We start from the raw sequence: 21,571 nt of genomic DNA, 5'->3' as shown, positions 1-21,571 counted from the left end.
GGGAGCAGGACACCGGCTCGCCGCCGCTCCGCGGCGATCGCCGTCGCGCCGCTCGGGTCGTAGTCGTGGCCCGCGTCCTCCGGCAGCTGGGCGGCCGCGATGCGGGCGGCGCCGAGCGCGGCCGCGGCCCGCGGATCGTCGACGATCACCGCCGGAACGCCGAAGGCGCGCTCGCAGTCGCCGAGCAGTTCCAGCGTGACGGGCCCGCCGCACAGCGCCACGCCGTCCACCGTCAGCCCCTGGGCCAGCAGAGTGGGGCGTACGCGGTCGTACGCCTCGGTGGCGGGCTCTGTTCCGGCGCGCCACGTGCCGGAGCCGAGAATCCTGGAACGCCCGGCGTCGGTGAGGATGAAGGTCATATCACGGTCGGCGACCTCGAGCACCAGAATGGTCTCGAATCGGTCGAGACTCGGTACATCGCGGACGAAGGCGAGCAGCGCCGCGCGCACCGAGACCAGCGAGGACGTCCGCCACCGGCCGGTGGCCAGCTGGGTGACGATCGCGCGTCGCTCGTCGACCGTCCGGTACGTCAGCGCGATGTTCTCGATGAGCGAGAGCGTCCGGTCGGCCAGCGCTTCGAGGACCTCGGGGATCGTCTCGGCCGCGGTGGCCGCGCCGATCTCCTGTTCCACCTCGTCGAGCCGGGCCGACGCCGGTTCGTCCGCCGTCGGATGCAAGAGCAGTACTCCGCGGACCGTCCTTCGGTCCGCTGAAACGCCCACGGTTGCCATGCGATCACCTCTGCCTACGCGACTCTCCTAATCAATTCGTCGCGGGCCCGTGCGCCGATGGGCCCGAGACCTGTCCGGTGCTTACTCGATATAGCGGTGGAATCCGCGAAAACGTTAGCTCGCCGGATGCCGAGCCCGGTCCGAGTGCGTTGTGCGGGTCCGGGCGGTGCACGTCCCGCCGAGGTTGCCGCGGCCCGCGACGACGTTGCCGCGCGCGCCTCGACCGTCGGCATGCACAGACAGCTGCGCATGTATTACGCACGACACCAGCCTATGCCCTGGAGAGTCGGGAGGGAATCATGGCAAACTCGGTGAATGCGTGCTCCGGAAGTGCGACATACGACCGAATCTCCTTTTCCCGGAAAGCTTCCCGGGGTCGGCGACGGCCCGACCGTGTTGCGGATGCTGCTCGGCGGTCGATTGCGGCGATTACGCGAGGCCGCGGGCATCTCACGCGAGGACGCGGGCGAGGCGATCCGCGGCTCGCACTCCAAGATCAGCCGCTTGGAGCTGGGCCGCACCGGATTTCGCGAACGGGACCTGGTGGATCTGCTGTCGCTCTACGGGGTTGCCGATCCGACCGAACTCGAGGAATTCCTCACGCTCGCCCGCCAGGCGAACGCATCGGGCTGGTGGCACCGTGACAACGACTGGCTGCCCAAATGGTTCGACACCTACCTCGGTCTCGAGCAGGCGGCCAGGTTGATCCGCTGCTACGAGCCGAGGGCGGTACCCGAACTGTTCCAGACCGCCGACTACGCGCGGGCCCTGCTGTCGCTGGCGCACCCGAACGAGTCGTTCGCCGCGATCGAACGCAGAGTGGCGTTGCGGATGCGCCGCCAGCACATCCTCACCAAGCCCGAGCCGCCGCGCATCTGGTTGATCGTGGAGGAGGCGGCATTGCGCAGGCGCATCGGCGGTTCCGCGGTCTGGCTCGACCAGCTCGACCGGTTGCTCGCCGCGGCCGAGCAGCCGAACGTCACCCTGCAGGTGCTCGCCGACCACGTCGGCGGACCCGCGCTGGCCGACGGCGCGTTCACCATGCTGCGCTTCACCGAAGCCGACCTGCCCGACATCGTCTATCTCCAGCAACTGACCGGCGCGCTCTACCTGGACAAGGAATCCGACCTTGCCGCCTATCGCGCCGTCGCCAACCTGCTCTCCGTGCACGCCGCGCCGCCCCAGTACACGCGCGGTTTGCTGGAGGCGCTGCGCGACCGTCAACCGCCGACGGTGGACCAGCCGACCGGAGCGGGGTAGCCGGACCGCCGCGCGGGTGCGGCCCGGCCGAGCGCGAGACGAGCAGACCGCCCCGGAGGCGGTGCGACGGTGTTGGGAGCGATGTCGCGCCGACCGGGACGGCCTGCCACAGCGGCTCCGGAATTCGTCGCGCGGCAGGCCGCTGCGGGTCGGCCTGCGCCGGAGCCGTCCCGGCGAGCATAGGCACGGGCGGAGGGCGCAGGCAGGTCGGCGAGCGGAATCTGGGACATGCCCAGCCGCGGCCGCGCGCCGCGTTGAATTCTCACAACGTCGCGGCGGCGAAGCCGGTCAGAACGAGCCGGGCGCGATCGTCCCGATGATCGGATGCTGTGCCGCGTCCTCGGCGCCGCCGGTGAGCAGGCGCTTGAGGATCTTGCCTGTCTCGCCGCGGGGGAGCGCGTTGAGGAAGGTCACGTCGCGCGGCACCGAGAAGCGGCTGAGCCGATTACGGATGTAGTTCCGGACCATGTCCGAATCCAGCCCCGCCCCTTCGCGTTTCACCACGAAGGCGGCCAGGCGCTGGCCGTACTCGCGATCGGGGACGCCGACCACCGCCACCTCGCGGACCTGCGGCAGATAGGCCAGCGCCTCCTCGACCGGACGCGGGAAGACGTTCTCGCCGCCGGAGATGATCATCTCGTCGTCGCGGCCCGCGATGAACAGCCGGCCCGTGGCATCGAGGAAACCGAGGTCGCCGGTGTCGAGCATGCCGTCGGCCTCGTCCGGCGGGGCGGCGTTGACATAGCCGTCGAAGAGCATGTGGTTGCTCACGAAGATGTGCCCCGTCGCGCCGACGGGCAGCGGCTTGCGGTCGGGGCCGAGCACCGCCACCTTGGTGCCCAGCGGCGGCTTGCCCGCGGTGGTCGGCGCGGTGCGTAGATCGGTGGGATCGGCGATGGTCGCCCAGGACACCTCGGTGGAGCCGTAGACGTTGTAGAGGACGTCACCGTAGACGTCCATGAAGTCCAGCACGGTGCTGGCCGCGAGCGGCGCGCCGCAGCTGGCGACCACCCGCAGGCTGGAGGTGTCGTAGCGGGCGCGCACGTGCGCGGGCAGCTCCAGGATGCGGTGCACCATGATCGGCACAGCGATGAACGTGCTCACCCGGTGTTCGGCGATCAGGCGCAGGCAGTCCTCGGCGTCGAAGTGCGCGGGAAGCACCACGGTCGAGCGCAGCGCGGTGCTCAACTGCAGCGCGGCCAGCCCCCACGTGTGGAACAGCGGCGCGGGGATGAGCATCGTCTCGTCCATCCGCAGCGGAATGCGCGACAGTAGCGCGGCGATGGTGCTGAAGCCCTTGGCGTGCGGGCGGCGCGCGCCCTTCGGGGTGCCGGAGGTCCCCGAGGTCAGCACGATGAGCTTGCCAGGGTGCGATGGCTTGCGAAAGCTGTTCTGCCCCATGGCCGCGAGGTCGTCGAGGGTCGTCCGCCCCGGCGCCGGCTTGGTCCGGTCGGTCGCGTAGCGCGGCAGATCGGCGTGCAGATACTGCACCAGGTGGTCGAATTCGCCGTCCACGAACAGCGCGGTGAGCTTGTCGCGCTGCACCACCTCCTCGATCCGCCGAGCGGGCAGGCCGGTGTTGAGCAGGGCGACGTCCACGCCGAGCTTGCCCGCGGCGACCATGGTTTCCACCATGCCGCCGTGATTGCGCGCGAGCAGGCCGATGGCGTCACCTGCCCGCAGCCCGAGCGCGGCCATGGCGCCCGCGATGGCGTTGGTGCGCTCGTGCATCTCATCGAAGGTGCGTGCGCTGTGCGCGTCGATCAGAGCCGCGCGCTCCGGTGCGAACGCGGCCGCCGCGGCGTAGCCGCCCGCCAGGTTGAATCCCCATTCCGAGAGCCTGCGCAGCTGTTTGAGGCCGAGGTCGGGCCGGTGGGCGCGCAGCACGCCGGTGGCCATCATCTGCCTGGCCACCTCGGCGCGGCGGCGGACGGGAGAGTTCTCGCCGTTGACGACGACCGAGGTCGCCGCGCCGCGCACCAGATCGGCGATCCGGCGCAGACCGCGCTCGGTCCAGGCGATGATCGCGCCGTTGCCGGCCGCCTCGACGGACGGATGGATGCGGCCGGGGCCGAAGAAGGTGACCGAGATGCGGGTGCGTTCCTCGGTGCCGCGCAGCCGGATCGAGGCGAAGCTGCCCAGCGTCGGGCTGACCAGCTCGAGGCTTTCGTACCAGCGCCCGATGCGCAGCTGGATCACTTGGGTGCGGACGCCGACCCGGGCGGTGCCGACCCGGAAGCGCAGCATCTGATGTCCGCCCGCGGCCTCCAGCGGTTCGCACGCGCCGATTCCGGGAAAAACGCGGGGATAGGTCTGCGGCTCGCGGAGCAGATCCCACACCGCCTGGCGGGGGATCGGAAATTCCGCGGTCACATCGATGACATCGGTAACCACTGGCTTGCAATTCTCGTCGGCCGGTTCGAACAGCTCGGGTCGGCGGAGATTTCATTTGTAGCTCCCGCCGCAATCTTGGTCAAGAGTCCGGCTTCTGGCCTGGTAGGCAACTGTTTTCACGCCTATTCCGGGGTGAATCCAGCTGTGGTAGGACACAACTCGACGCGGCTCGCCGACTTTCTGAGACGGCAATTCCGGAGATGCACACGTAGTCGATTTCCGGGCTTCTTTGGAGAGCTTTGTGAGAACTCATAACCGGGCGACGTCTATCGCGGTCGTTTCTCCGGTCGCCCCGTGTTCGCGCCCTGCCTCGGCCGCGGTGAAGCGAACGCCGGGCGCCCTTGCGTCGGGCGAGAGCCGGTTCCGGGCGGCTGTAGGCGGGTAGTGCTCGGGCATGAGGTTCGGGTTCGCGATCCAGGGGGAAACTAATGTCCCAACGGGACAATATTGATAGGATGGATTCATGGGCACCGACGACGACGTCGACCTGGACGGCCGCAGGCTGCGCACGCGCCGCAGCCGCGAAGCGCTGTCGCGGGCCGCGTTCGACCTGCTGACCGAGCGCGGCCTGGCCGCGGTCGGCGTGGAGGACATCGCCGAGCGGGCCGGCGTCACCCGGCGCACTTTCAGCCGTCACTTCTCGTCCATCGAGGCGGCCATTCTCGGCGACATCGACCAGGACATGCACCTACTGAACGAAGCGCTGGCGTGCAGGCCCGCCCACGAGCCGCCGCTGCTGGCTTATCGCAACGCGGTGCACGACTGGCTGACCGCCGAATACGCGGGGGCGCGGGCCGGGCTGCTGACCCGGCGGTGGGCCCTGTTCCAGCGCTTCGACGACGAACCGGCCCTGCTGGCCGGCTATCAACGCATCCGCAACGAGGGGCAACGCGAGTCGGTGCGAATCCTGGCCGCCCGTCTCGGCGTCGACCCGGCGGAGGATCTGCGCCCGGCGACGGTCGTTGCGGCCTGCTCCGGGCTCATCGTCGCCGCGCTGCAGACCTGGGCCGCGGGTGTCGACCCGGACGGCCTGCCCGACCTCATCGAAGGCTTCTTCGACACCCTCGCCGGGTTGGCCACCGATATCCAGTACGAGGAGTCAGCGTCATGACCAGGGAGCGTCCGGTCGGATCGGCGGGCATCGTGCGCCGGACCTGCCGGAGGATGGGATTGGACCGCAATCCGATGCGCCGCCGCGAGGACCGGCTGCAATCCGGCGTCGGCCTGCTGCTGACGCTGCTGTTCCTCGTCGTCGTCCCGGTGGTGGCGATGGTGCTCGGCGGCCGCGTCTACGAGACCGAAACCCGTGCCACCGAAAGCCGCGTCGCCGAACTGCACCGCGTCGACGCCACCGTGGTCGAGGTGGGCAAGGCGCCGCTGTACGCGCCGATCACGCCGGCGCGGGTGTCCTGGGTGGACGGCCAGGGCGCAACCCACGTCGAGGACTACCGTTCCAGCACGATGGTGAAACCCGGTGCCACCGTGAGCGTCTGGCTCGACAAGGGCGGCCGCGTGGTGGAGCCGCCGTCGGAGACCAGGGCGCTGAGCCGCGCGGTGCTGGTGTCGGGCGCGGTGTCCTGCGCGGTGCTGATGTGCTTCGCGACCGGGTACTACCTGCTGAGCGTGAGCCTTGATCGCAGGCGCGCGCGCCGGTGGGAAACCGAATGGGCGACAGTGGGACTCACCTGGGGCGGCCGCGGCGCGGTCTGAGGTTCCGGTGTGCGTTCCCGTCGCGTGACGTGAATTCGGTGGTGGCGACGGGATTCGCCGAGTGTGACGCTCGGCCCCGGGAAGTGCGGCGTGCCCGCCGGGTAAGGGTAGGGAACAAACCACGGCAGGCACGCCACTGTGTCCGGCCGCTGCGCGGCGAACGAGGGCCGGACACGAATCCGAGGTTAGGCGATGGGATCACCCGATGTCGCCGCATCGACGAACATCCGGCGATCCCACGACCCATCACCGGATGTGTTGTGAGACAGCACAACCCGTGTACGGCTACACGGGGAAGAGGCTGTGCTTGCGCGGATTGTGCTTCGGCTTCGGGTCCTTGTCGCGCAGCAGTCGCAGCGCCTTGCGGATCTCGAGGCGGGTCTGCGACGGCTCGATCACGGCGTCGATATAGCCGCGCTCGGCGGCGATCCACGGCGTCGCCATGGTGGCGTTGTAGAAGTCGATCATCTGCTCGCGCACGGCTTCGCGCTGCTCGGCGGGCGTCGCCTCCAGCTGCTTGCGCCCGATGATGCCGACCATGCTCTCGGCGCCCATCACGGCGATCCTCGCGGTCGGCCAGGCCAGGCTGATGTCGGCGCCGAGCTGCTTGCAGCCCATCACCGCGTAGCCGCCGCCGTAGGCCTTGCGGGTCACCACCGTGACGATCGGCACGGTGGCTTCGATCACGGCGCGGAAGAACCGGCCGCCGCGCTTGATGACGCCGCTGCGTTCCTCCTCGATGCCCGGCAGCACGCCGGGGGTGTCCACGACGAACACCAGCGGCAGGCCGTAGGCGTTGCACAGGCGGATGAAGTGGGTGGCCTTGTCGGAGCAGCGCGCGTCGAGCGCGCCGCCGAGCACCATAGGCTGGTTGGCGATCACGCCGACGCTACGGCCGTCCACCCGCGCGAAGCCGGTGATGAGGTTCTGCGCGGTGCCCGCGCTGACCTCGTGGAAGGCGCCGTCGTCGAAGATGCGCACGAGGATGTCGCGCATGTCGTAGCCGACCTTGTCCGAGTCCGGGATGATCGAGTCCAGCTCGAGGTCGTGCTTGGTCATCTCCGGCTCGAGGCCGGGGTTGACGACCGGCGGCTGCTCCAGGCAGCTGGACGGCAGGTAACTCAGGTACTCGCGCACCCAGTCGAAGGCCGCGCGCTCGCTGTCGGCGACGTGGTGGACGGTGCCGGTGGTCGCCTGCACGGCCGCGCCGCCGAGCTCTTCGGCGCTCACGCTCTCGCCGGTGACCGCCTTGATGACCTCGGGGCCGGTGACGAACATGTAGGACTTGTCGGTCGCGACCAGCACGTCCATGTTGACCGGGCCGTAGACCGAACCGGCCGCGCACTTGCCGAGCATGATCGCCACCTGCGGCACGAAGCCGGACAGGTCCTCCTGACGGCGGCACATCAGCGCGTACCAGGCCAGCGAGGCGACCGCGTCCTGGATGCGGGCGCCGCCGGAATCGTTGATCGCGATCACGGGGCAGGCGTTCTCGTAGGCGAACTCCATGGCCGCTGCCACCTTGCGGCCGAACATCTCGCCGACCGAGCCGCCGTGCACGGTCTGATCGTGCGCGATCACCACGACCGGCCTGCCTTCGATGTAGCCGCGGCCGGTGACCACGCCGTCGCCGTACATGGCGTTCGAGGCGCCGGGCTGACGCATGAGCGCGCCCATCTCGATGAAGGTGCCGGGGTCGAGCAGCATCCGGACGCGCTCCCTGGCGCTGGGGATCTCCTTGGCCTTGCGTTTCGCGATCCCTGCCTCACCTGCGGGCTCCTGGGCGAGCTCCAGGATCCCCCGGAGCTGCTCCAGCTTTTCTCGCGTACCGGTCATATGTCTGGGTTGTCCTTCCCACTCGACGTTGCGCCCGGTCCGCGGTACGGAGGCGCGGCGCTCGATGCTATCGGTGATGAGACGCGCGGCACACTCCGGCCACCCTTCTCATGCGACAACTCGTAGCGGGCTTCGCCGCGCTCTTGGTCGGATGTCCTATCGCTCGCGTGGCGCGCGGGGTTACGTGTCCGGGCGCAATTGCCGACGGGCGAGAAGAATATTTTGCACGAGCGCGAGGGCCGAGCCTATCGCATTTTCATATGGAATCGACCGAGTCGGCCGGGTCCGCCGGTCCGTGCGCCGGCCGTCGCGCGAAATGCCGTGATCTGCTTGTGATTTCGCCCAACGCCCGGTGTTCGACCTGATGAAAAGCCCGGAACTCCGTAACGCGCCGGGATTTCGTCGCGATCGCCGCTATCGTTCGATAGCCATGGCGGGCACACAGGCCGGTTCGGGCATCGAGAATCTGCGTACCGAACTCGTGGAACACCTCAGATATCCGGCGCGCGGAGTGCCTCCCGGTGATCTCGCGACGATAACGCGAAGTTGTCTGGCCGAGGCGCTGAAGGTGCTCGACCCCGGCGCATTTCCGGCCCCTCCGGAACCGGCGCAGATCGCCGGAACCGCGATTCGCTGGGCGCGCGAAGGTATCGCGCTGGAAACGGTGCTCCGGGCGTATCACGACGGGATTCGCTCCGGATTGGAATTCCTAGCCGCGCAGGCGGGCGTCGGCGACTCCGACCAGGTGATGGCCGGGGCCACCTTGATCGTCCGCGCGCTGGAGATGGTGACGGTGGCGGCCTCGGCGGCCTACGTCGAGGAACATCGGCTGGTCGCCAAGGAACACCAGACCGCGGCCCAGACCCTGGTCTCGGCGCTGTTGAGCGGGCACGGCGTGGCCCAGCTGGCACGGCAGACCGGTATCGCCGTCGCGCCGTCGTACCAGGTGGTCGCGGTGTCCATCCCGCAGCACAGCGACGAACTGCGCCCCGGCGGCGGTGCGACGGCAGCGCGCCGCAAGCTGCGCAGAGTGCAAGCCGCCCTGGCCAATCCGCTGGGCTCGCGAGCGCTGTCGCTGCTTTCCACCGAGGGCGGCACCGTGCTGGTGCCGGTCGACGAGGCGTCCGCGCTGACGCCGCTTGCGATGACGGCCGAGGTGCTCGAGGTGGTGAGCGAGGCCGCCGAGGTTCCGCTCACGGCGACCGTCACCGCCGGAGCCCGATGCCGCATACCGGAACTGGCCGGGCGCGCGCACGATCTGCTCGGCCGGATCCGGGCGGCGAACCGTCCTCCCGGCCTGTATCCGATGGCGGATCTGGGGGATTCGATCGGTTGTGACTCGCCCCAGCAGGTCGAAGGGACGACAGTCACCTCCCCCAACAAACGGCGAATGGGCCGATCGGCCTGAGTTTTCGGCCTTATCGTCTGAGGCGCCTCGACGTTCGAGGCGGGCAAGGAGTGACCAGTGACCACCGCGTCGACCGACTTGGACCTGCTGCGCGAACTGGAACCGGTCGCCGAGCGGCTGCTCGACGATCATCTCCGCAAGGCGAAGGCGTGGAATCCGCACGACTACGTGCCGTGGGACGACGGCCGCAATTTCGCGGCGCTCGGCGGAATCGATTGGGAGCCAGGACAATCCGCGCTGTCCGAAGTGGCCCAGGTCGCGATGATCACGAATCTGCTCACCGAGGACAATCTGCCCTCCTATCACCGGGAGATCTCGGAATCCTTTTCACTGGACGGCGCATGGGGCACCTGGGTGGGCCGATGGACCGCCGAGGAGAATCGGCACGCCATCGTGATGCGCGATTATCTGGTGGTCACCCGCGCGGTGGATCCCGTTGCGCTGGAGGCGGCTCGGATGCAGCATATGACCGCGGGTATCGCCAAGCCGGAGAAGGGCCCGCAATTTCTGCGCTCGGTGGCGTATGTGACATTGCAGGAATTGGCGACCAGGATCAGTCACCGAAATACCGGAGCCGCGTGCACCGAACCCGTCGCGGAGCGTATGCTGCAACGAATTGCGGCCGACGAGAACCTGCACATGATCTTCTACCGGAATCTGAGCGCCGCGGCGCTCGACCTCACGCCGAACGCCATGCTGCGCGCGATCACCGACATCGTCACCCGGTTCCAGATGCCCGGCCTGACCCAACCCAACTTCCGTCGTCACGCCGTGCTGCTCGCCAAACACGGCATCTACGACCTGCGCCAGCACCTGGATGTAGTGGTGCGCCCGGTGCTGCGGGCCTGGGACGTCTTCGACCGCACCGATCTGTCCGGTGACGGCGAGCGGGCCCGCGAGGAGCTGCACGATCACCTCGAGGATCTGGAGGTGCGGGCCCGCCGTTTCGAGGAGCAGCGGGAACGCGCCGCCGCCCGCCGAGCGGAGGGAGTCACCGCAGGCTCATGAGACGAGTGTCGATCACCGTGGCGGCGGTCGCAGTCATCGCCGCCGCGACCACCGCGCCCGTGCTCGGGGAGGTTTTCGCCGCGCCCGCCCCCGCGGCAGCGCCGACCCCGCCGCCCGCCGTCGATCCGAAGATGACCAGGACTGGTCTGCTGACCATCGAGCCCATCGGTCCCCGCCGCGACCGCCTGCACATCGCCTCGGCCGCGATGCGCCGGGTCATCGTCGTCGACGTCCTGCGCGGGACGGGCGAGGGACCGCGGCCGACGCTGTACCTGCTCGACGGGGTCGACGGCGAGCCGACCTCCGGCTGGCTCACCAAGGGCGGCGCCGAACAGTTCTTCGCGGACAAGCCGGTCGACGTGGTGCTCACCACCGGCGGCACCGGCAGCATGTACAGCGACTGGCAGCGCCACGACGCCGCCCTGGGGCTCAACCTCTGGGAGACCTTCCTCACCGAGGAGCTGCCGCCGATCGTGGAGTCGCTGCTGAAGGGCGATGGTCGCCGCGCGATCGCGGGCGTCTCGATGGGCGCGCAGGCGGCGATGATGCTCGCGCAACGTCACCCCGGCCACTATCTGGCGGTCGCCGGGATGAGCGGCTGCTACTCCACCGCCGATCCGCTCGGCCACGCGGTCACCACCATCACGGTGGCTTCGCGCGGCGGCAACGTGGAAAACCTGTGGGGCCCACCGAGTTCCCCGGAATGGGTGGCGCACGACAGCCTGCTCGGCGCGGACCGGCTGCGCGGCACCGCCATCTATCTGTCCGCCGCTTCCGGCGCCCCCACCGACGCCGATCTGGCCGCGGTGGCGGCGGCGCCGTCGGTCGTCGACGCGCTGCGCCTCGCCGGGGGAGGCGCAGCGCTCGAGGCGGGCGCTCGCGCGTGCACCGAACGCTTCGCCGGCCGGCTCGCCGAGCTGCGGATTCCCGCGGAGATCGAGTACTCGGACGCGGGCATGCACACCTGGCCGGACTTCGAGGCCCAGCTGCCGCGTGCGTGGCGGGTGCTGGCCGAGGCGCTGGGGGTGGCAAGGGTCGGCTGACCGCCGCCGCTGGAATGGCCGGGCGGCGGGCGCGTTGAGAACAGGTATGACCGCAGCGCTACCTTCCGTCCGCTTCTCCATCCTGGACCGCTCGCGGGTGCGCCGCGGGCAGTCGCATCCGGCGGCGCTGCGCGAGACGGTCGAGTTCGCCAGGCTGGCCGAGCAGTGGGGTTATCACCGGTTCTGGGTGTCCGAGCATCACAGCGTGCCCGGCGTCGCGGGGTCGGCGCCGACCGTGCTCGCCGCCGCGGCGGCGGCCGCGACCTCGCGCATCAGGATCGGCACCGGCGGGGTGATGCTGCCGAACCACCAGCCGCTGGTCGTCGCCGAGCAGTTCGGTGTGCTGGAATCGCTCTATCCCGGCCGGATCGATATGGGCCTCGGCCGGTCGGTCGGCTTCACCGACGGGGTACGCCGCGCGCTCGGGCATGACAAGGCCGACGCCGACGATTTCGACGGCAGGCTCGCCGCGGTGCTCGACTACTTCGCGCACGGCAGGCAAGGCGTGCACGCGTGGCCCGCCGAGGGTCTGCGGGTGCCCGCTTTCCTGCTGGCCACCGGCTCCGGCGCGGATCGCGCCGCCCGCTTCGGGCTGCCGCTGGTCGTCGCGGCGGTGGCGGGGACGGATCGGATGGTCGAGGCGATCGATCGGTACCGCGTGGGATTTCGCGAAACAGCTTGGGGGAGCGAACCGTACGTGATGGTCTCGGGTACGGTCACGATCGCCGACAGCACCGAGGAGGCGCGACGGCTGCTGCTGCCGGAAGCCTGGGCGGGCGCCTACTCGCGGACACGGGGCGAGTTCCCGGTCTTGCTGCCGCCGGAGGAGATCGAGTCGACGCCGATGACCGAGCGTGAGCGTCGCCTGGTCGCCGAAGGCATGCGGGATCAGATCCACGGCACCGAGGACGAGGTCGCCGAGGCGCTGGAGCAGTTGATCACGCGGACCGGAGCGGACGAGATCCTCGTGCACACCAGCACTTACGACCGCGCCGCGCGCCTCGAATCGCACCGGCGGCTGGCCCGGCTCACCGGTCTGCCGCCGGCGGCGGGGCGGCGGGCGGCGTAGCGGGCGACGCGTCACGCTGGAACCGTGCTTCGGCGGCTGCGTATCCGAACATCCGGCGGCCTTCGCAGCGCAGGTCCACCGCCAGGGACGCGGTGCGGTTGCCCCGGTCGAGCCCGGTGACCCGGCCGCGGAGTGCCAGGCGCACGCGCTGGCCCGGGCGAACCCGCAAGCCGTGCACGCCGGGCGCGACCTGGATGCGCAGCCTGGCGATGGCGGCGGGATCGCCGAGCCAGTCGGTGAGATATCCGGTGGCGAGGCCGAGTTCGTACATCCCCGGCGCTTCGGCGCTCGACAGGCCGGTCACCGCGGCGTACTCCGCGAGCTCGGCCGCGGACACCTCGAGCAGCTGGACCGGAAGCTCGTCACCGACAGCGAGTGAGCCGAAGTCCACTGCGGTGCATGGCATTCGATCGATCCCGGGAGGCGGCGCCGGCTCGATCGGGCCCCGGTCGGCGAAGATCTCCTCGACCGCCGATGCGGCGCCTGCGGTGCGCACCCGCCCGAGCAGCGTCGTCGTGCCGGTCTGAAGCGAGCGACCGTCCTGATCGACGAGCGCGCTCCTGATCGTGAGCACCTCGTAGTCGGAGAAATACCGCGAGGATTCGACGTGCACCCGGCAGTCCAGCTGATCACCCGCCACCAGCGGCCCGGCCAAGTCGAGCACATGGTCGGCGTGCAGAACGCGCGGCGCTTCGGCGCCGGTACACGCCGCATCGAGCAATTCCCGATGAACGTGGCCGAGGAATACGGCGGGGAATGTCGGGGGAGCGACGAGACCGGAGAACCCGAGCCGAAGCGCGGCGTCCGCACGCAGGTGTGCCGGATGGAAATTGCGGACCGCTCGGGCGAATTCGCGAATTGTCGCGGAGCGCACCACGCAACGCGTCGATGATCCATTGCGCGACAGAGACCTGACGAGGTCGTTCATATTTGCTCCAATATCGCTCGGCTGTCGGAATGGGCCCGGCCGGTCAGGCGGGCGTGCCGAAGGGGGAAGCCGGCATGGGCACCTGGTCGGGCGTCACGGTAGCCACCACGTCCACCCCGGCGCCGAGGAAATCGCGGAGAGCGCGGTCGATGTGGTCGGCGGAGGTGACGACCACCGCGTCCCTGGCGCCGATATCGCGCATGATCCTGGCCGAGTGCGCCGCGTTCTGCGCCGTCGAGGCGGCGTCGGGCTCGACGACGATCCGCTCGGCCGGAATGCCGTGCGCGATCAGCCACCGCGCCATCGCCTGCGCCTCGGTGACGCCGTTGCGCGGGTTTCCGCCGGTCACGATGACGGGCGAGGCCGGAGCGAGCAACGCCTGCGCGAAGCCGGCGTGCAGACGCGCGAGAAGCTCGGGGCGCATCCCGCCGTCGGGCAGCAGGCCGTAGCCGAGTACCACGATCGCGGTGTCCGGGCCGCGGAAGCCGAGCGCGGGCGACGCCGGGTCTGCCTGCGGCGGCGGTGGCGAAGCCGCGGCCGAACCGGTGCCGCCCTCGGCGAAGGCGCACGGGACGGGCAGCAGCGCGGTCGCGACGACGGCGGCGCCGAGCAGGGCCCGCATCGTGCCGCGGCGAGCGCGCATTCTCGGAAAGATCATGTCCACCATGGCATCTCCAGCTATTAGCCGTCGAGTGGCCCTCGACGGCGGGGAAACGTAGCTCCATGATTGCGCGGGATCGGCACGGAACTTCGTGATCGTGGCGAAATCTGGAGATCTCATCGCCGGGTGACCTCTCGATTGGAGGGTCGCACTCCTGATTGGGAGGAATACCAGAAATCCGTCTCTCGGCTTTGGCATCGATTCCGGCGCGGACTGTGCACGTTCACCGATACCGCGGCGAGCGTTCCGTGAAGTGTCCAGATACCGGTTCGTGGTGTGGGTTCGGCCATTCTCCCCGACCTAGCGTTGGCGCAGTTTCAGCCTCGCCGACCGGCACGGCGGCGCTGCGAACCGAAGGACCCGCGAACGAGGAACGACGTCGTTCCTACGAAAGGCATTAGATGAAACGAAGTACCTGCGGCCGTGCGCTGGGCGCCGCGGCGGTGTCGATCGTCTCGGTGCTCGCCATGAGCTTCACCGGCGTTGCCGCCCAGGCCGATCCGGCGCCCGCCCCGACCGAACAGGCCCTGGCGGAGCTCATCGCCGCGGGGCGCAAGGCGGCTCCGGTCGCGGGCGGTTCCGGCTCGGCCTGCACCTCCGGCAGCGGTGCTGGGTCGGGCAACGGCTCGGGCAACTGCTACGGCGGATCGGGCAGCAGTTCGGGATCTTCCGGCGGATTCGCCAGCGACACAGTCGGTTACGGTCCGCCTATGAACTCGTGGGTCGAGGCGTTCGGTTACGGTCTGATCCATCCCGATGTCGCCCCGCCCGGTGCCAACGATTGGAAATGCAAGCCGACCGCCGAGCATCCCCGCCCGGTGGTGATGCTGCACGGGACGTGGATGAACGCTTATAACGGGTTCGCCTATATGGGTCAGCCCGTCAAGGATGCCGGGTTCTGCACGTTCACTTTCAACTATGGCCGGGCGAATCTGGTGGAGGGCGGCGGGCTCGGGTCGGTGCTGCCAGGGGTGATGGGCACCGGCTACATCCAGGACTCGGCCAAGCAGTTGGCCATCTTTGTGGACCGGGTGCTCGCGGCTACCGGCGCCGACGAGGTCGATATCGTCGCTCATTCCCAGGGGGGTTCGATGGCCAACTGGTACACCAAGTTCGAGGGCGGGGCGGCCAAGGTGGGGAACCTGATCAGCTACGGTGCCACTCATCACGGGACGAGTCTGGACGGTATCGGTGCGTTGGGTCGGGTGATCAACAACCTCGGTATCGATGTTCTGGGTTTCGTCGAGATCTTTGTCGGGCACGCGGGTATCCAGCAGACGATCGGCTCGGAATTCGTCGGCAAGCTCAACGGCGACGGCGACACCGTATCCGGTGTCGACTACACGATCGTGGGCACTCGCTATGACGAGGTCACCAACCCCTACGAGCTGACCTTCCTGGGTGCGGGCCTCGGTGCGACGGTGCAGAACATCACCCTCCAGGACGGATGCGAGCAGGACCTCTCCGACCACCTCACCATGATGTATTCGCCGCGCGCGCTGTCGATCGCCTTGCGCACCCTGGACCCGGTGGGACATCCGCAGCTCGAGTGCGCACCCAACCCCTGGCTGATCGGAGGTGGCGGCCGATGATCTGACGACCGGCGGGCGATCGGTAGCCCGACCGGCCGCCCGCCGCCGCGCCCACCGAGCCGGTAACGCACGCACCGGCGCTCGGTGGGCTTTCGGCTGTCCGCGATCCGGGCGTCCCCGGCCGTGTTCGGCACGACGATCTCCCCCGGCGCGGCACCGTGCGGGCTATGCCTGCGGTGCGTGCACCAGTCCGGCGCCGACGTCGGCCGGATCGGTATCGGGAGCCAGGTCGTCGCAACGGGCGTCGCCGATCAGCTTCGCCTGCAACATGATCGGCGTGAGTTGCCGCTGAGCGGTGAGCTTCTCCGCCCACAGCGCGGCGACGCCCGCCGCGTGCGGAGTGGCCATGCTGGTACCGCTCATCGTCGCCATACCACCGCCGATTCCGGCGCTGACCACCCGGACTCCCGGGGCGGACACCGTCGCTCGCGTGTTGGAGAAGGGCGCGACGGTGAGACGGCCGGGGGAGCCGCCGAGTGCGCCGACCGCGATGATTCCTGCCGCCGCGGCGGGCGGTGCGACACTGATCTCGAACGGCGGCTGCTTGTCCCTGCCGCTCTCGTTTCCGGTGGCGGCGACCACCATCGGCTGCCCGACACCGGCGTTGAGGAACTCGATCAGCTTCTCGAAGAGCTTCACATTCGCCGTGTACGCGTCGAGCGCTGCCGATGTGGCCACCGGTATCGACACACCGCGAAGTTTGACCAGCTTGTCGACGAACCCGGGGAAGTCTATGCCCAGCGACATCGAGATCACGTGTGCGCCGTTGTCCCGCGCCCAGATCATCGCGTCGGCGAGCAGGTCGCTTCCGCCGCCGTCCGGGCCGAGCACCTTGCCGATCAGCGCCCTGGTGACGCCTTTGGCGACGCCGATCCGCAGACCGTCCACATCTCGGCCGAAAATCGTTCCCGCACAGTGCGTGCCGTGGCCCTCCTTGTCGTCCGCGCTGCCGCCGCTGGTGAAGTCTCTGGTGATCAAATCGACGCCGGAGAAGGCCGGATGCGACGAATCGATGCCCGTGTCGAGTACAGCCACCGTGATGCCCGCGCCGGTGAAGGGTGAGGTGGTGGCGCCGACTGCGGTCACGCCCCAGGTCGCCTTGCCTGCCTCGGCAGTTTCGCCCGCCGCCCGTTCGGTCGGTTCGACGAGCTTCATGGGCATCGCGGGGCAGAAGCCGATCACGGTCGGATCGTTGACGATCGTGCGCAGCCGCTCACCGCTCGCGCCTTCCTCGACATCGATCGTGATATCGGCTCCGGCGTCCATGGGTGTCGCTGCCACGCCCGCGTTCAGGTCGCGCAGCACGGAGCGTGCGGGCGCACGGAGAACGACGAGCTTCTCTTTCGCGAGAAGATGCGCTTTTGGCTCGGTCATGATGGCTCCCCGAGTGGGCGAGAGGGTTGTCGATGACGAAAAGCCTGGTCCGTGCCGGTGCGGAAGGCGCGAGTAGCCGACTACTCGTTTCCCGAGGGTGTCATCGCGCCGGCGGAGGCGATGTCGGCTCACGCGTGACGGGGCAGGTCACGCGGGGGGCGGAGGCGGACGGACGAATCGCCCACCGCTGCTCGATGCGTCCGTAGCGCCACACCAGCAGCGCCGCCGCCCAGGTGACGACGAACAGCGCGACCACGACGTAGCCGAGCACGGTGAGGTCGAGTCCGGTGATCCAGTCCCAGAAACCGCCGGACCAGCCGAGTTGTCCGGCGAGCAGGCCGAGCAGTTCGGCGGTGCCGACGAGCAGCGCCACGGTCACCGACAGCGCGGTGACGGTGATGTTGTAGTAGACCTTGCGGACGGGTTGGGCGAAGGCCCAGCCGTAGGCGAAGTTCATGAACGTCCCGTCCACGGTGTCCAGCAGACTCATTCCGGCCGCGAACAAGATCGGCAAGCACAGGATCGCGTACCACGGCAGCCCGGCCGCGGCGCTCGTTCCTGCGAGCACCAGCAGCGCCACCTCGGTCGCGGTGTCGAATCCGACTCCGAACAGCAGACCTATCGGGTACATCTGCCACGGCTCGGTGATCGTCTTCAGCACCGGTCCGAGCAAGCGATTCATGAACCCCCGTTTGCCGAGCTGGTTTTCGAGTTCGGCCGCGTCGTATTCTCCGGCTCGGGCGCGCCGGAAGACACGGACGATGCCGATCAGCACGGCGATGTTGAGGATGGCGATGAGGTAGAGGAACGTGCCGGAGACGGTGGTGCCGAACAGCCCGGTGTAGTGCTGGAGGCCGGAGGACTCGTCCGCGACGGGGCCCGCGATCGCCCTGATGCCGATCGACAGCAGGAAAGCGAGGCCGAAGACGACCGTCGAATGGCCGAGGGAGAAGAAGAATCCCACCGAGAGCGGGCGCTGTCCGTCGCTCATCAGCTTGCGGGTGGTGTTGTCGATCGCGGCGATGTGATCGGCGTCGAAGGCGTGGCGCAAGCCGAGCGCGTAGGCGGTCAGTCCTACGCCGAGCCCCAGTGTCTGCCCTCCCACGTCGAGATTGCGCGGGACGACGAAGGCGATCAGGGTGAGCCAGCCGATCACGTGCAAGGCCGCGATGACGGTGAACATCCCTGCCACGCCGAACCATTCGGAACGGGTCAGCGCGTGGCGCACGACGTCGAGGCGGGATCGTCCGGGAGTCATCGCGGCGCCGCTACTTTCGGGACAGCCTGTCGTTCGTCACGCTCAGCTGGCGAGCCGTGCTGTCGGCGAGATCGTGGACCTGCTCCGGTGCCAGCGGTCCGCACAGCCGATCCCAGTGCAGGGCGACGAGATCGCGCGCGTCCACCTCCGGCGCGGGGGAGTAGCCGTCGACCCACACCGGGATCTGTCGTGGTGCCGGCGCGGTCAGCTCGAGCCGATGTCCGTCCCATTCCAGCCGACGTGCCAGCACCGTGAGTTCGTTCTCCGTCCGGCTCACGACCGCTCCCCAAGTGATGCGGCAGTTGTCGAGCACGCGCACGGGATGTTCGTCGTTTCCTCGCCCGAGCAGCCGGGTCCACGGATAGACGCCGAAGACATGGAAGCAATGGTTGGCGGCGGCTTCGGATGCCAGGTCCGGCGTCAGGTGCGCCCAGTAGTGACCGGCGACCGGTCCGATGACGGCCAGGAGTTCCGCGAGGAACTCCGCCGGATCCAGGCGTGCGCCGATTCCGCCTCCGAGCCAATAGGATTCGACGAGCCTGTGGTCCAGCGGGTCGTCGATTCCGGTCAGCCGGGACATGACCCGAAGGTATGGCCATGCGCCCGAGAACTGGCGCGCCATCGCCCTGACCGCCGCGGGCGGCAGGGTGGCCATCGGCGCGCTCTCGGCGGGGCCACAATAGCCGAGCGCGTTGGGCGCGTGAGCGTATCGGGCGAACATCTCGGTACCGTCGATGCCGCCCGCGCCGCCTTCCGTCGTCTCGGTTACCGATGCCGAATCATGGCCCATGTCAACAGATTCGCGGCAGTTGCTCGCCCGCGGGCAGGTCGACCACGCGGGTGCCGCCCAGTGCCGTGCGGGCTACCACCATGCCGGGGTGCTCGGTCACGCAGACCCCGATCGCCTCGGCGTGGCCGCCCAGCGGATGCTCGCGCATGGCCGCGAGGACCCGCTCGGCATCCTCCTGCGGGACGAAGGCGATCAATTTGCCCTCGTTCGCGACGTACAGCGGATCGAGCCCGAGGAGTCCGCAGGCATCGCGAACCTGCGGGGAGACCGGGATCTTCCGCTCGTCCAACGAGATGCCGACCTGCGCCACTCCCGCTATCTCGTTCAGCGTCGCGGCCACCCCGCCCCGCGTCGGATCCCGCAGCACGTGCACATCGGCCCCGGTCGCCAGCATCGCCGCGACCAGACCGTGCAGCGGCGCGGTGTCGCTGCACACCGTTGTCCCGAATTCCAAGCCCTCGCGACAGCTCAGCACCGCAACACCGTGCAAGCCGATCTCCCCGCTGACCAGGACCGCGTCACCGGCCCGTGCGCGCTGCGGGCGGATGTCGACTCCGTCGTCGATCAGCCCGATGCCCGCGGTGTTGACGTAGATGCCGTCGCCGTGACCGGCGTCGACGACCTTGGTGTCGCCGGTGACCAGCTTGACGCCCGCTCCGAGGGCTGCGGTGCCCATGGACGCCGCGATGCGCGCGATATCGGCCAGTGCGGTGCCCTCCTCGAGAATGAACGCCGTCGACAGCACCATCGGGCGGGCGCCCGCCATCGCCAGATCGTTGACGGTGCCGTTGACGGCGAGCTCGCCGATCGAACCGCCGGGGAACTCCATCGGCTTCACCACGAACGAGTCGGTGGTGAACGCCAGCCGGGCGCCGCCGAGCGTCACGACCGCCGAATCGCCGAACCCGGCCTCGGCCGCCGATCCGAACGCGGGCAGGAACAGATGCTCGATCAGCTCGCCCGACATCGCGCCGCCCCCGCCGTGGCCCATCACGATGTTGGGCGAATCCCGCAGCGGCATCGGGCAGACCCAGCCGTCCATGTCGATGGCCGCGGGCGGTCCGGTCTCGTCAAGCATGAGCGACCTCCGCTGGCAGGTCGAGCCGCCGGTACAGGTAGTAGGCGGCGCACGCGCCCTCGGACGAGACCATAGTGGCGCCCAAGGGATTCCGGGGTGTGCACTGCTTGCCGAAGGCGGCGCACTCGTGCGGTTTGATCAAGCCCTGCAACACCTCGCCGGACCGGCATATCGAGGATTCCTCGGTGTGCAGGTCGTCGACGGCGAACCGCTGCTCGGCGTCGTACTCACGGTAGCGCTCGGACAGCCGCCAGCCGCTGCCCGGAATGACGCCGATGCCGCGCCAGGCACGGTCGGTGCGCTCGAACACGTCCTCGAGCATCGCCTTGGCGGCCGGGTTGCCCGCCGCGGCCACCGCACGCGGGTAGGCGTTCTCCACCTCGTGCCGCCCGGACTCCAGCTGGATCACCGTCCGGCGGATGCCTTCCAGGATGTCGAGCGGTTCGAAACCGGTGACCACCACCGGAACTCGATACTTCTCGGCCAGCGGTGGGTACTCACCGGTGCCCATCACGGTGCACACGTGACCGGCGGCGAGGAACGCCTGCACCCGGCAGGTGGGCGATTCCATGATCGCGGCGATGGCCGGGGGCACGAGCACGTGCGAGACCAGCAGCGAGAAGTTCGATACCCCGAGGCGTTTGGCCTGATACACGGTCATGGCGTTGGCCGGCGCGGTGGTCTCGAACCCGATGCCGAAGAACACCACCTGCCGGTCCGGGTTGGCCCGAGCCAGTTCGAGCGCGTCGAGCGGTGAGTAGACCACGCGCACGTCGCCGCCTTCGCTCTTGACCCGGAACAGGTCCTTGGCACTGCCGGGCACCCGCAGCATGTCGCCGAACGAGCAGAAGATCACGTCGGGTCGCGCGGCGATCTCGAGCGCCTTGTCGATCACCTCGAGCGGCGTGACGCACACCGGGCAGCCGGGACCGTGAATCATCTCGATCTGATCGGGCAGCAGCTGATCGATGCCGTGCCGGATGATCGAATGCGTCTGTCCGCCACAGACCTCCATGATCGACCAGCGCCTGGTCGTCACCGCGCGGATCCGGTCGAGCAGGCCTCGGGCGAGCTGGGGATCGCTGAATTCGTCGAGATACTTCACGACGTCACCTCCGGATCGTCTCGCTGTTGGGTCGTTTCGGGATTCTCGACTCCCGCCTGTTTCGCCGCGATGGCGAAACCGTCGCCGAACTCCTCGTTGAGCACCCCGAGGCGTTCGAATTCGGCCAGGGTCTGCAGCGCGGACTGCTCGTCCAGGCGCTGGATCGCGAATCCGACGTGGACGACGACATAGTCACCGACCGCCGCGTCCGGGATGTATTGCAGGCACACGTCTTTGTGCACGCCGCCGAAGTCGACGACCGACATCAACGTGCCGTCCCGCTCGTGCAGGCTGAGCACCTTTCCGGGGACCGCCAAGCACATCGT

19 protein-coding genes are annotated in these 21,571 nt (G+C 69.1%); 8 read left to right on the top strand and 11 right to left on the bottom strand.

Features of this window, described 5'->3' with window-relative positions; genetic code table 11:
• Window positions 1-731, bottom strand: a 731-nt coding sequence (locus NX1_RS30995) for a hypothetical protein (RefSeq protein WP_218024208.1), incomplete at its 3' end; no start/stop codon positions are given.
• Between the two features lie 315 nt (window positions 732-1,046).
• Between NX1_RS30995 and NX1_RS30990 the strand changes: the two genes are divergently transcribed.
• The gene (locus NX1_RS30990) at window positions 1,047-1,991 is read left to right on the top strand and encodes a Sco1979 family transcriptional regulator (RefSeq protein WP_084501881.1); all 945 of its coding nucleotides are present in this window, start codon (window positions 1,047-1,049) and stop codon (window positions 1,989-1,991) included.
• 288 nt (window positions 1,992-2,279) lie between these two features.
• On the opposite strand, the gene NX1_RS30985 is transcribed toward NX1_RS30990, so the two are convergent.
• Window positions 2,280-4,385 carry an AMP-binding protein gene (locus tag NX1_RS30985; RefSeq protein WP_068067312.1) on the bottom strand — a complete coding sequence of 702 codons (2,106 nt, stop codon included), beginning with the start codon at window positions 4,383-4,385 and terminating at the stop codon, window positions 2,280-2,282.
• Between the two features lie 463 nt (window positions 4,386-4,848).
• Here NX1_RS30985 and NX1_RS30980 point away from each other — a divergent pair, with 463 nt between their 5' ends.
• Entirely contained in the window at window positions 4,849-5,496 is a 648-nt protein-coding gene (locus NX1_RS30980) for a TetR/AcrR family transcriptional regulator (protein ID WP_068067309.1), read from the top strand.
• Window positions 5,493-6,095, top strand: a complete 603-nt coding sequence (locus tag NX1_RS30975) for an Rv1733c family protein (protein WP_068067306.1) — start codon at window positions 5,493-5,495, stop codon at window positions 6,093-6,095. The genes NX1_RS30980 and NX1_RS30975 overlap by 4 nt, the downstream gene beginning before the upstream one ends.
• Window positions 6,096-6,380: 285 nt before the next feature.
• Here the strand turns inward: NX1_RS30975 and NX1_RS30970 are convergent, their stop codons facing one another.
• Window positions 6,381-7,931: an acyl-CoA carboxylase subunit beta gene (locus tag NX1_RS30970; protein WP_068067303.1), complete on the bottom strand. Its 1,551-nt coding sequence runs from the start codon at window positions 7,929-7,931 to the stop codon at window positions 6,381-6,383.
• A 430-nt stretch (window positions 7,932-8,361) separates the two neighbouring features.
• On the opposite strand from NX1_RS30970, the gene NX1_RS30965 reads away from it, so the two are divergent.
• The 4 genes from NX1_RS30965 to NX1_RS30950 are packed head-to-tail and all read left to right on the top strand — an operon-like array spanning window position 8,362 to window position 12,459.
• Complete coding sequence (locus NX1_RS30965) at window positions 8,362-9,339, top strand: RsbRD N-terminal domain-containing protein (protein ID WP_068067300.1); 978 nt, start codon at window positions 8,362-8,364, stop codon at window positions 9,337-9,339.
• Window positions 9,340-9,396: 57 nt separating this feature from the next.
• The gene (locus NX1_RS30960; protein ID WP_068067299.1) at window positions 9,397-10,347 is read left to right on the top strand and encodes an acyl-ACP desaturase; all 951 of its coding nucleotides are present in this window, start codon (window positions 9,397-9,399) and stop codon (window positions 10,345-10,347) included.
• Window positions 10,344-11,390 (top strand): alpha/beta hydrolase, encoded by a 1,047-nt coding sequence (locus NX1_RS30955; protein ID WP_068067298.1) that lies wholly within the window; start codon window positions 10,344-10,346, stop codon window positions 11,388-11,390. Before NX1_RS30960 ends, NX1_RS30955 begins: the two co-directional genes overlap by 4 nt.
• A 46-nt stretch (window positions 11,391-11,436) precedes the next feature.
• Entirely contained in the window at window positions 11,437-12,459 is a 1,023-nt protein-coding gene (locus NX1_RS30950; protein WP_068067296.1) for an LLM class flavin-dependent oxidoreductase, read from the top strand.
• Here NX1_RS30950 and NX1_RS30945 read toward each other — a convergent pair.
• Both NX1_RS30945 and NX1_RS30940 read right to left on the bottom strand, forming a co-directional pair.
• Entirely contained in the window at window positions 12,419-13,387 is a 969-nt protein-coding gene (locus NX1_RS30945) for an FAS1-like dehydratase domain-containing protein (protein WP_084501880.1), read from the bottom strand. The genes NX1_RS30950 and NX1_RS30945 overlap by 41 nt on opposite strands.
• A 43-nt stretch (window positions 13,388-13,430) precedes the next feature.
• Window positions 13,431-14,045, bottom strand: coding sequence for a YdcF family protein (locus NX1_RS30940; RefSeq protein ID WP_245668761.1), 615 nt, complete (start codon window positions 14,043-14,045; stop codon window positions 13,431-13,433).
• 404 nt (window positions 14,046-14,449) lie between these two features.
• Between NX1_RS30940 and NX1_RS30935 the strand changes: the two genes are divergently transcribed.
• Window positions 14,450-15,640, top strand: coding sequence for an esterase/lipase family protein (locus NX1_RS30935; RefSeq protein WP_068067287.1), 1,191 nt, complete (start codon window positions 14,450-14,452; stop codon window positions 15,638-15,640).
• 165 nt (window positions 15,641-15,805) lie between these two features.
• Here NX1_RS30935 and NX1_RS30930 read toward each other — a convergent pair whose 3' ends face one another.
• The 6 genes from NX1_RS30930 to NX1_RS30905 all read right to left on the bottom strand — a co-directional run bounded on the left by NX1_RS30930 (window position 15,806) and on the right by NX1_RS30905 (window position 21,568).
• Window positions 15,806-17,014 carry a S8 family peptidase gene (locus tag NX1_RS30930; RefSeq protein WP_068067284.1) on the bottom strand — a complete coding sequence of 403 codons (1,209 nt, stop codon included), beginning with the start codon at window positions 17,012-17,014 and terminating at the stop codon, window positions 15,806-15,808.
• 100 nt (window positions 17,015-17,114) lie between these two features.
• Window positions 17,115-18,272, bottom strand: a complete 1,158-nt coding sequence (gene nicT, locus NX1_RS30925; protein ID WP_068067281.1) for a Nickel transporter NicT — start codon at window positions 18,270-18,272, stop codon at window positions 17,115-17,117.
• 10 nt (window positions 18,273-18,282) lie between these two features.
• Complete coding sequence (locus NX1_RS30920; RefSeq protein WP_068067279.1) at window positions 18,283-19,062, bottom strand: DUF6390 family protein; 780 nt, start codon at window positions 19,060-19,062, stop codon at window positions 18,283-18,285.
• Between the two features lies 1 nt (window position 19,063).
• Window positions 19,064-20,140, bottom strand: a complete 1,077-nt coding sequence (hypE, locus tag NX1_RS30915) for a hydrogenase expression/formation protein HypE (RefSeq protein WP_068067277.1) — start codon at window positions 20,138-20,140, stop codon at window positions 19,064-19,066.
• Window positions 20,133-21,245 (bottom strand): hydrogenase formation protein HypD, encoded by a 1,113-nt coding sequence (hypD, locus tag NX1_RS30910; protein WP_068067274.1) that lies wholly within the window; start codon window positions 21,243-21,245, stop codon window positions 20,133-20,135. The genes hypE and hypD overlap by 8 nt, the downstream gene beginning before the upstream one ends.
• Window positions 21,242-21,568: a HypC/HybG/HupF family hydrogenase formation chaperone gene (locus NX1_RS30905; RefSeq protein WP_068067271.1), complete on the bottom strand. Its 327-nt coding sequence runs from the start codon at window positions 21,566-21,568 to the stop codon at window positions 21,242-21,244. The genes hypD and NX1_RS30905 overlap by 4 nt, the downstream gene beginning before the upstream one ends.
• Between the last annotated feature and the right edge of the window lie 3 nt (window positions 21,569-21,571).

This window comes from Nocardia xishanensis NBRC 101358, from assembly GCF_001613365.1.
GTDB classification, from domain to species: domain Bacteria; phylum Actinomycetota; class Actinomycetes; order Mycobacteriales; family Mycobacteriaceae; genus Nocardia; species Nocardia xishanensis.
This window is presented reverse-complemented; position numbering and strand designations above follow the sequence as displayed.

Excerpts from the sequence above, each read along its gene's own strand:
- NX1_RS30990 (WP_084501881.1), top strand. The coding sequence starts at position 1,047 with ATGCGTGCTCCGGAAGTGCGACATACGACCGAATCTCCTTTTCCCGGA.
- NX1_RS30980 (WP_068067309.1), top strand. The coding sequence starts at position 4,849 with ATGGGCACCGACGACGACGTCGACCTGGACGGCCGCAGGCTGCGCACG.
- NX1_RS30975 (WP_068067306.1), top strand. The coding sequence starts at position 5,493 with ATGACCAGGGAGCGTCCGGTCGGATCGGCGGGCATCGTGCGCCGGACC.
- NX1_RS30970 (WP_068067303.1), bottom strand. The coding sequence starts at position 7,931 with ATGACCGGTACGCGAGAAAAGCTGGAGCAGCTCCGGGGGATCCTGGAG.
- NX1_RS30965 (WP_068067300.1), top strand. The coding sequence starts at position 8,362 with ATGGCGGGCACACAGGCCGGTTCGGGCATCGAGAATCTGCGTACCGAA.
- NX1_RS30955 (WP_068067298.1), top strand. The coding sequence starts at position 10,344 with ATGAGACGAGTGTCGATCACCGTGGCGGCGGTCGCAGTCATCGCCGCC.
- NX1_RS30950 (WP_068067296.1), top strand. The coding sequence starts at position 11,437 with ATGACCGCAGCGCTACCTTCCGTCCGCTTCTCCATCCTGGACCGCTCG.
- NX1_RS30945 (WP_084501880.1), bottom strand. The coding sequence starts at position 13,387 with ATGAACGACCTCGTCAGGTCTCTGTCGCGCAATGGATCATCGACGCGT.
- NX1_RS30940 (WP_245668761.1), bottom strand. The coding sequence starts at position 14,045 with ATGATCTTTCCGAGAATGCGCGCTCGCCGCGGCACGATGCGGGCCCTG.
- NX1_RS30935 (WP_068067287.1), top strand. The coding sequence starts at position 14,450 with ATGAAACGAAGTACCTGCGGCCGTGCGCTGGGCGCCGCGGCGGTGTCG.
- NX1_RS30930 (WP_068067284.1), bottom strand. The coding sequence starts at position 17,014 with ATGACCGAGCCAAAAGCGCATCTTCTCGCGAAAGAGAAGCTCGTCGTT.
- nicT (WP_068067281.1), bottom strand. The coding sequence starts at position 18,272 with ATGACTCCCGGACGATCCCGCCTCGACGTCGTGCGCCACGCGCTGACC.
- NX1_RS30920 (WP_068067279.1), bottom strand. The coding sequence starts at position 19,062 with ATGGGCCATGATTCGGCATCGGTAACCGAGACGACGGAAGGCGGCGCG.
- hypE (WP_068067277.1), bottom strand. The coding sequence starts at position 20,140 with ATGCTTGACGAGACCGGACCGCCCGCGGCCATCGACATGGACGGCTGG.
- NX1_RS30905 (WP_068067271.1), bottom strand. The coding sequence starts at position 21,568 with ATGTGCTTGGCGGTCCCCGGAAAGGTGCTCAGCCTGCACGAGCGGGAC.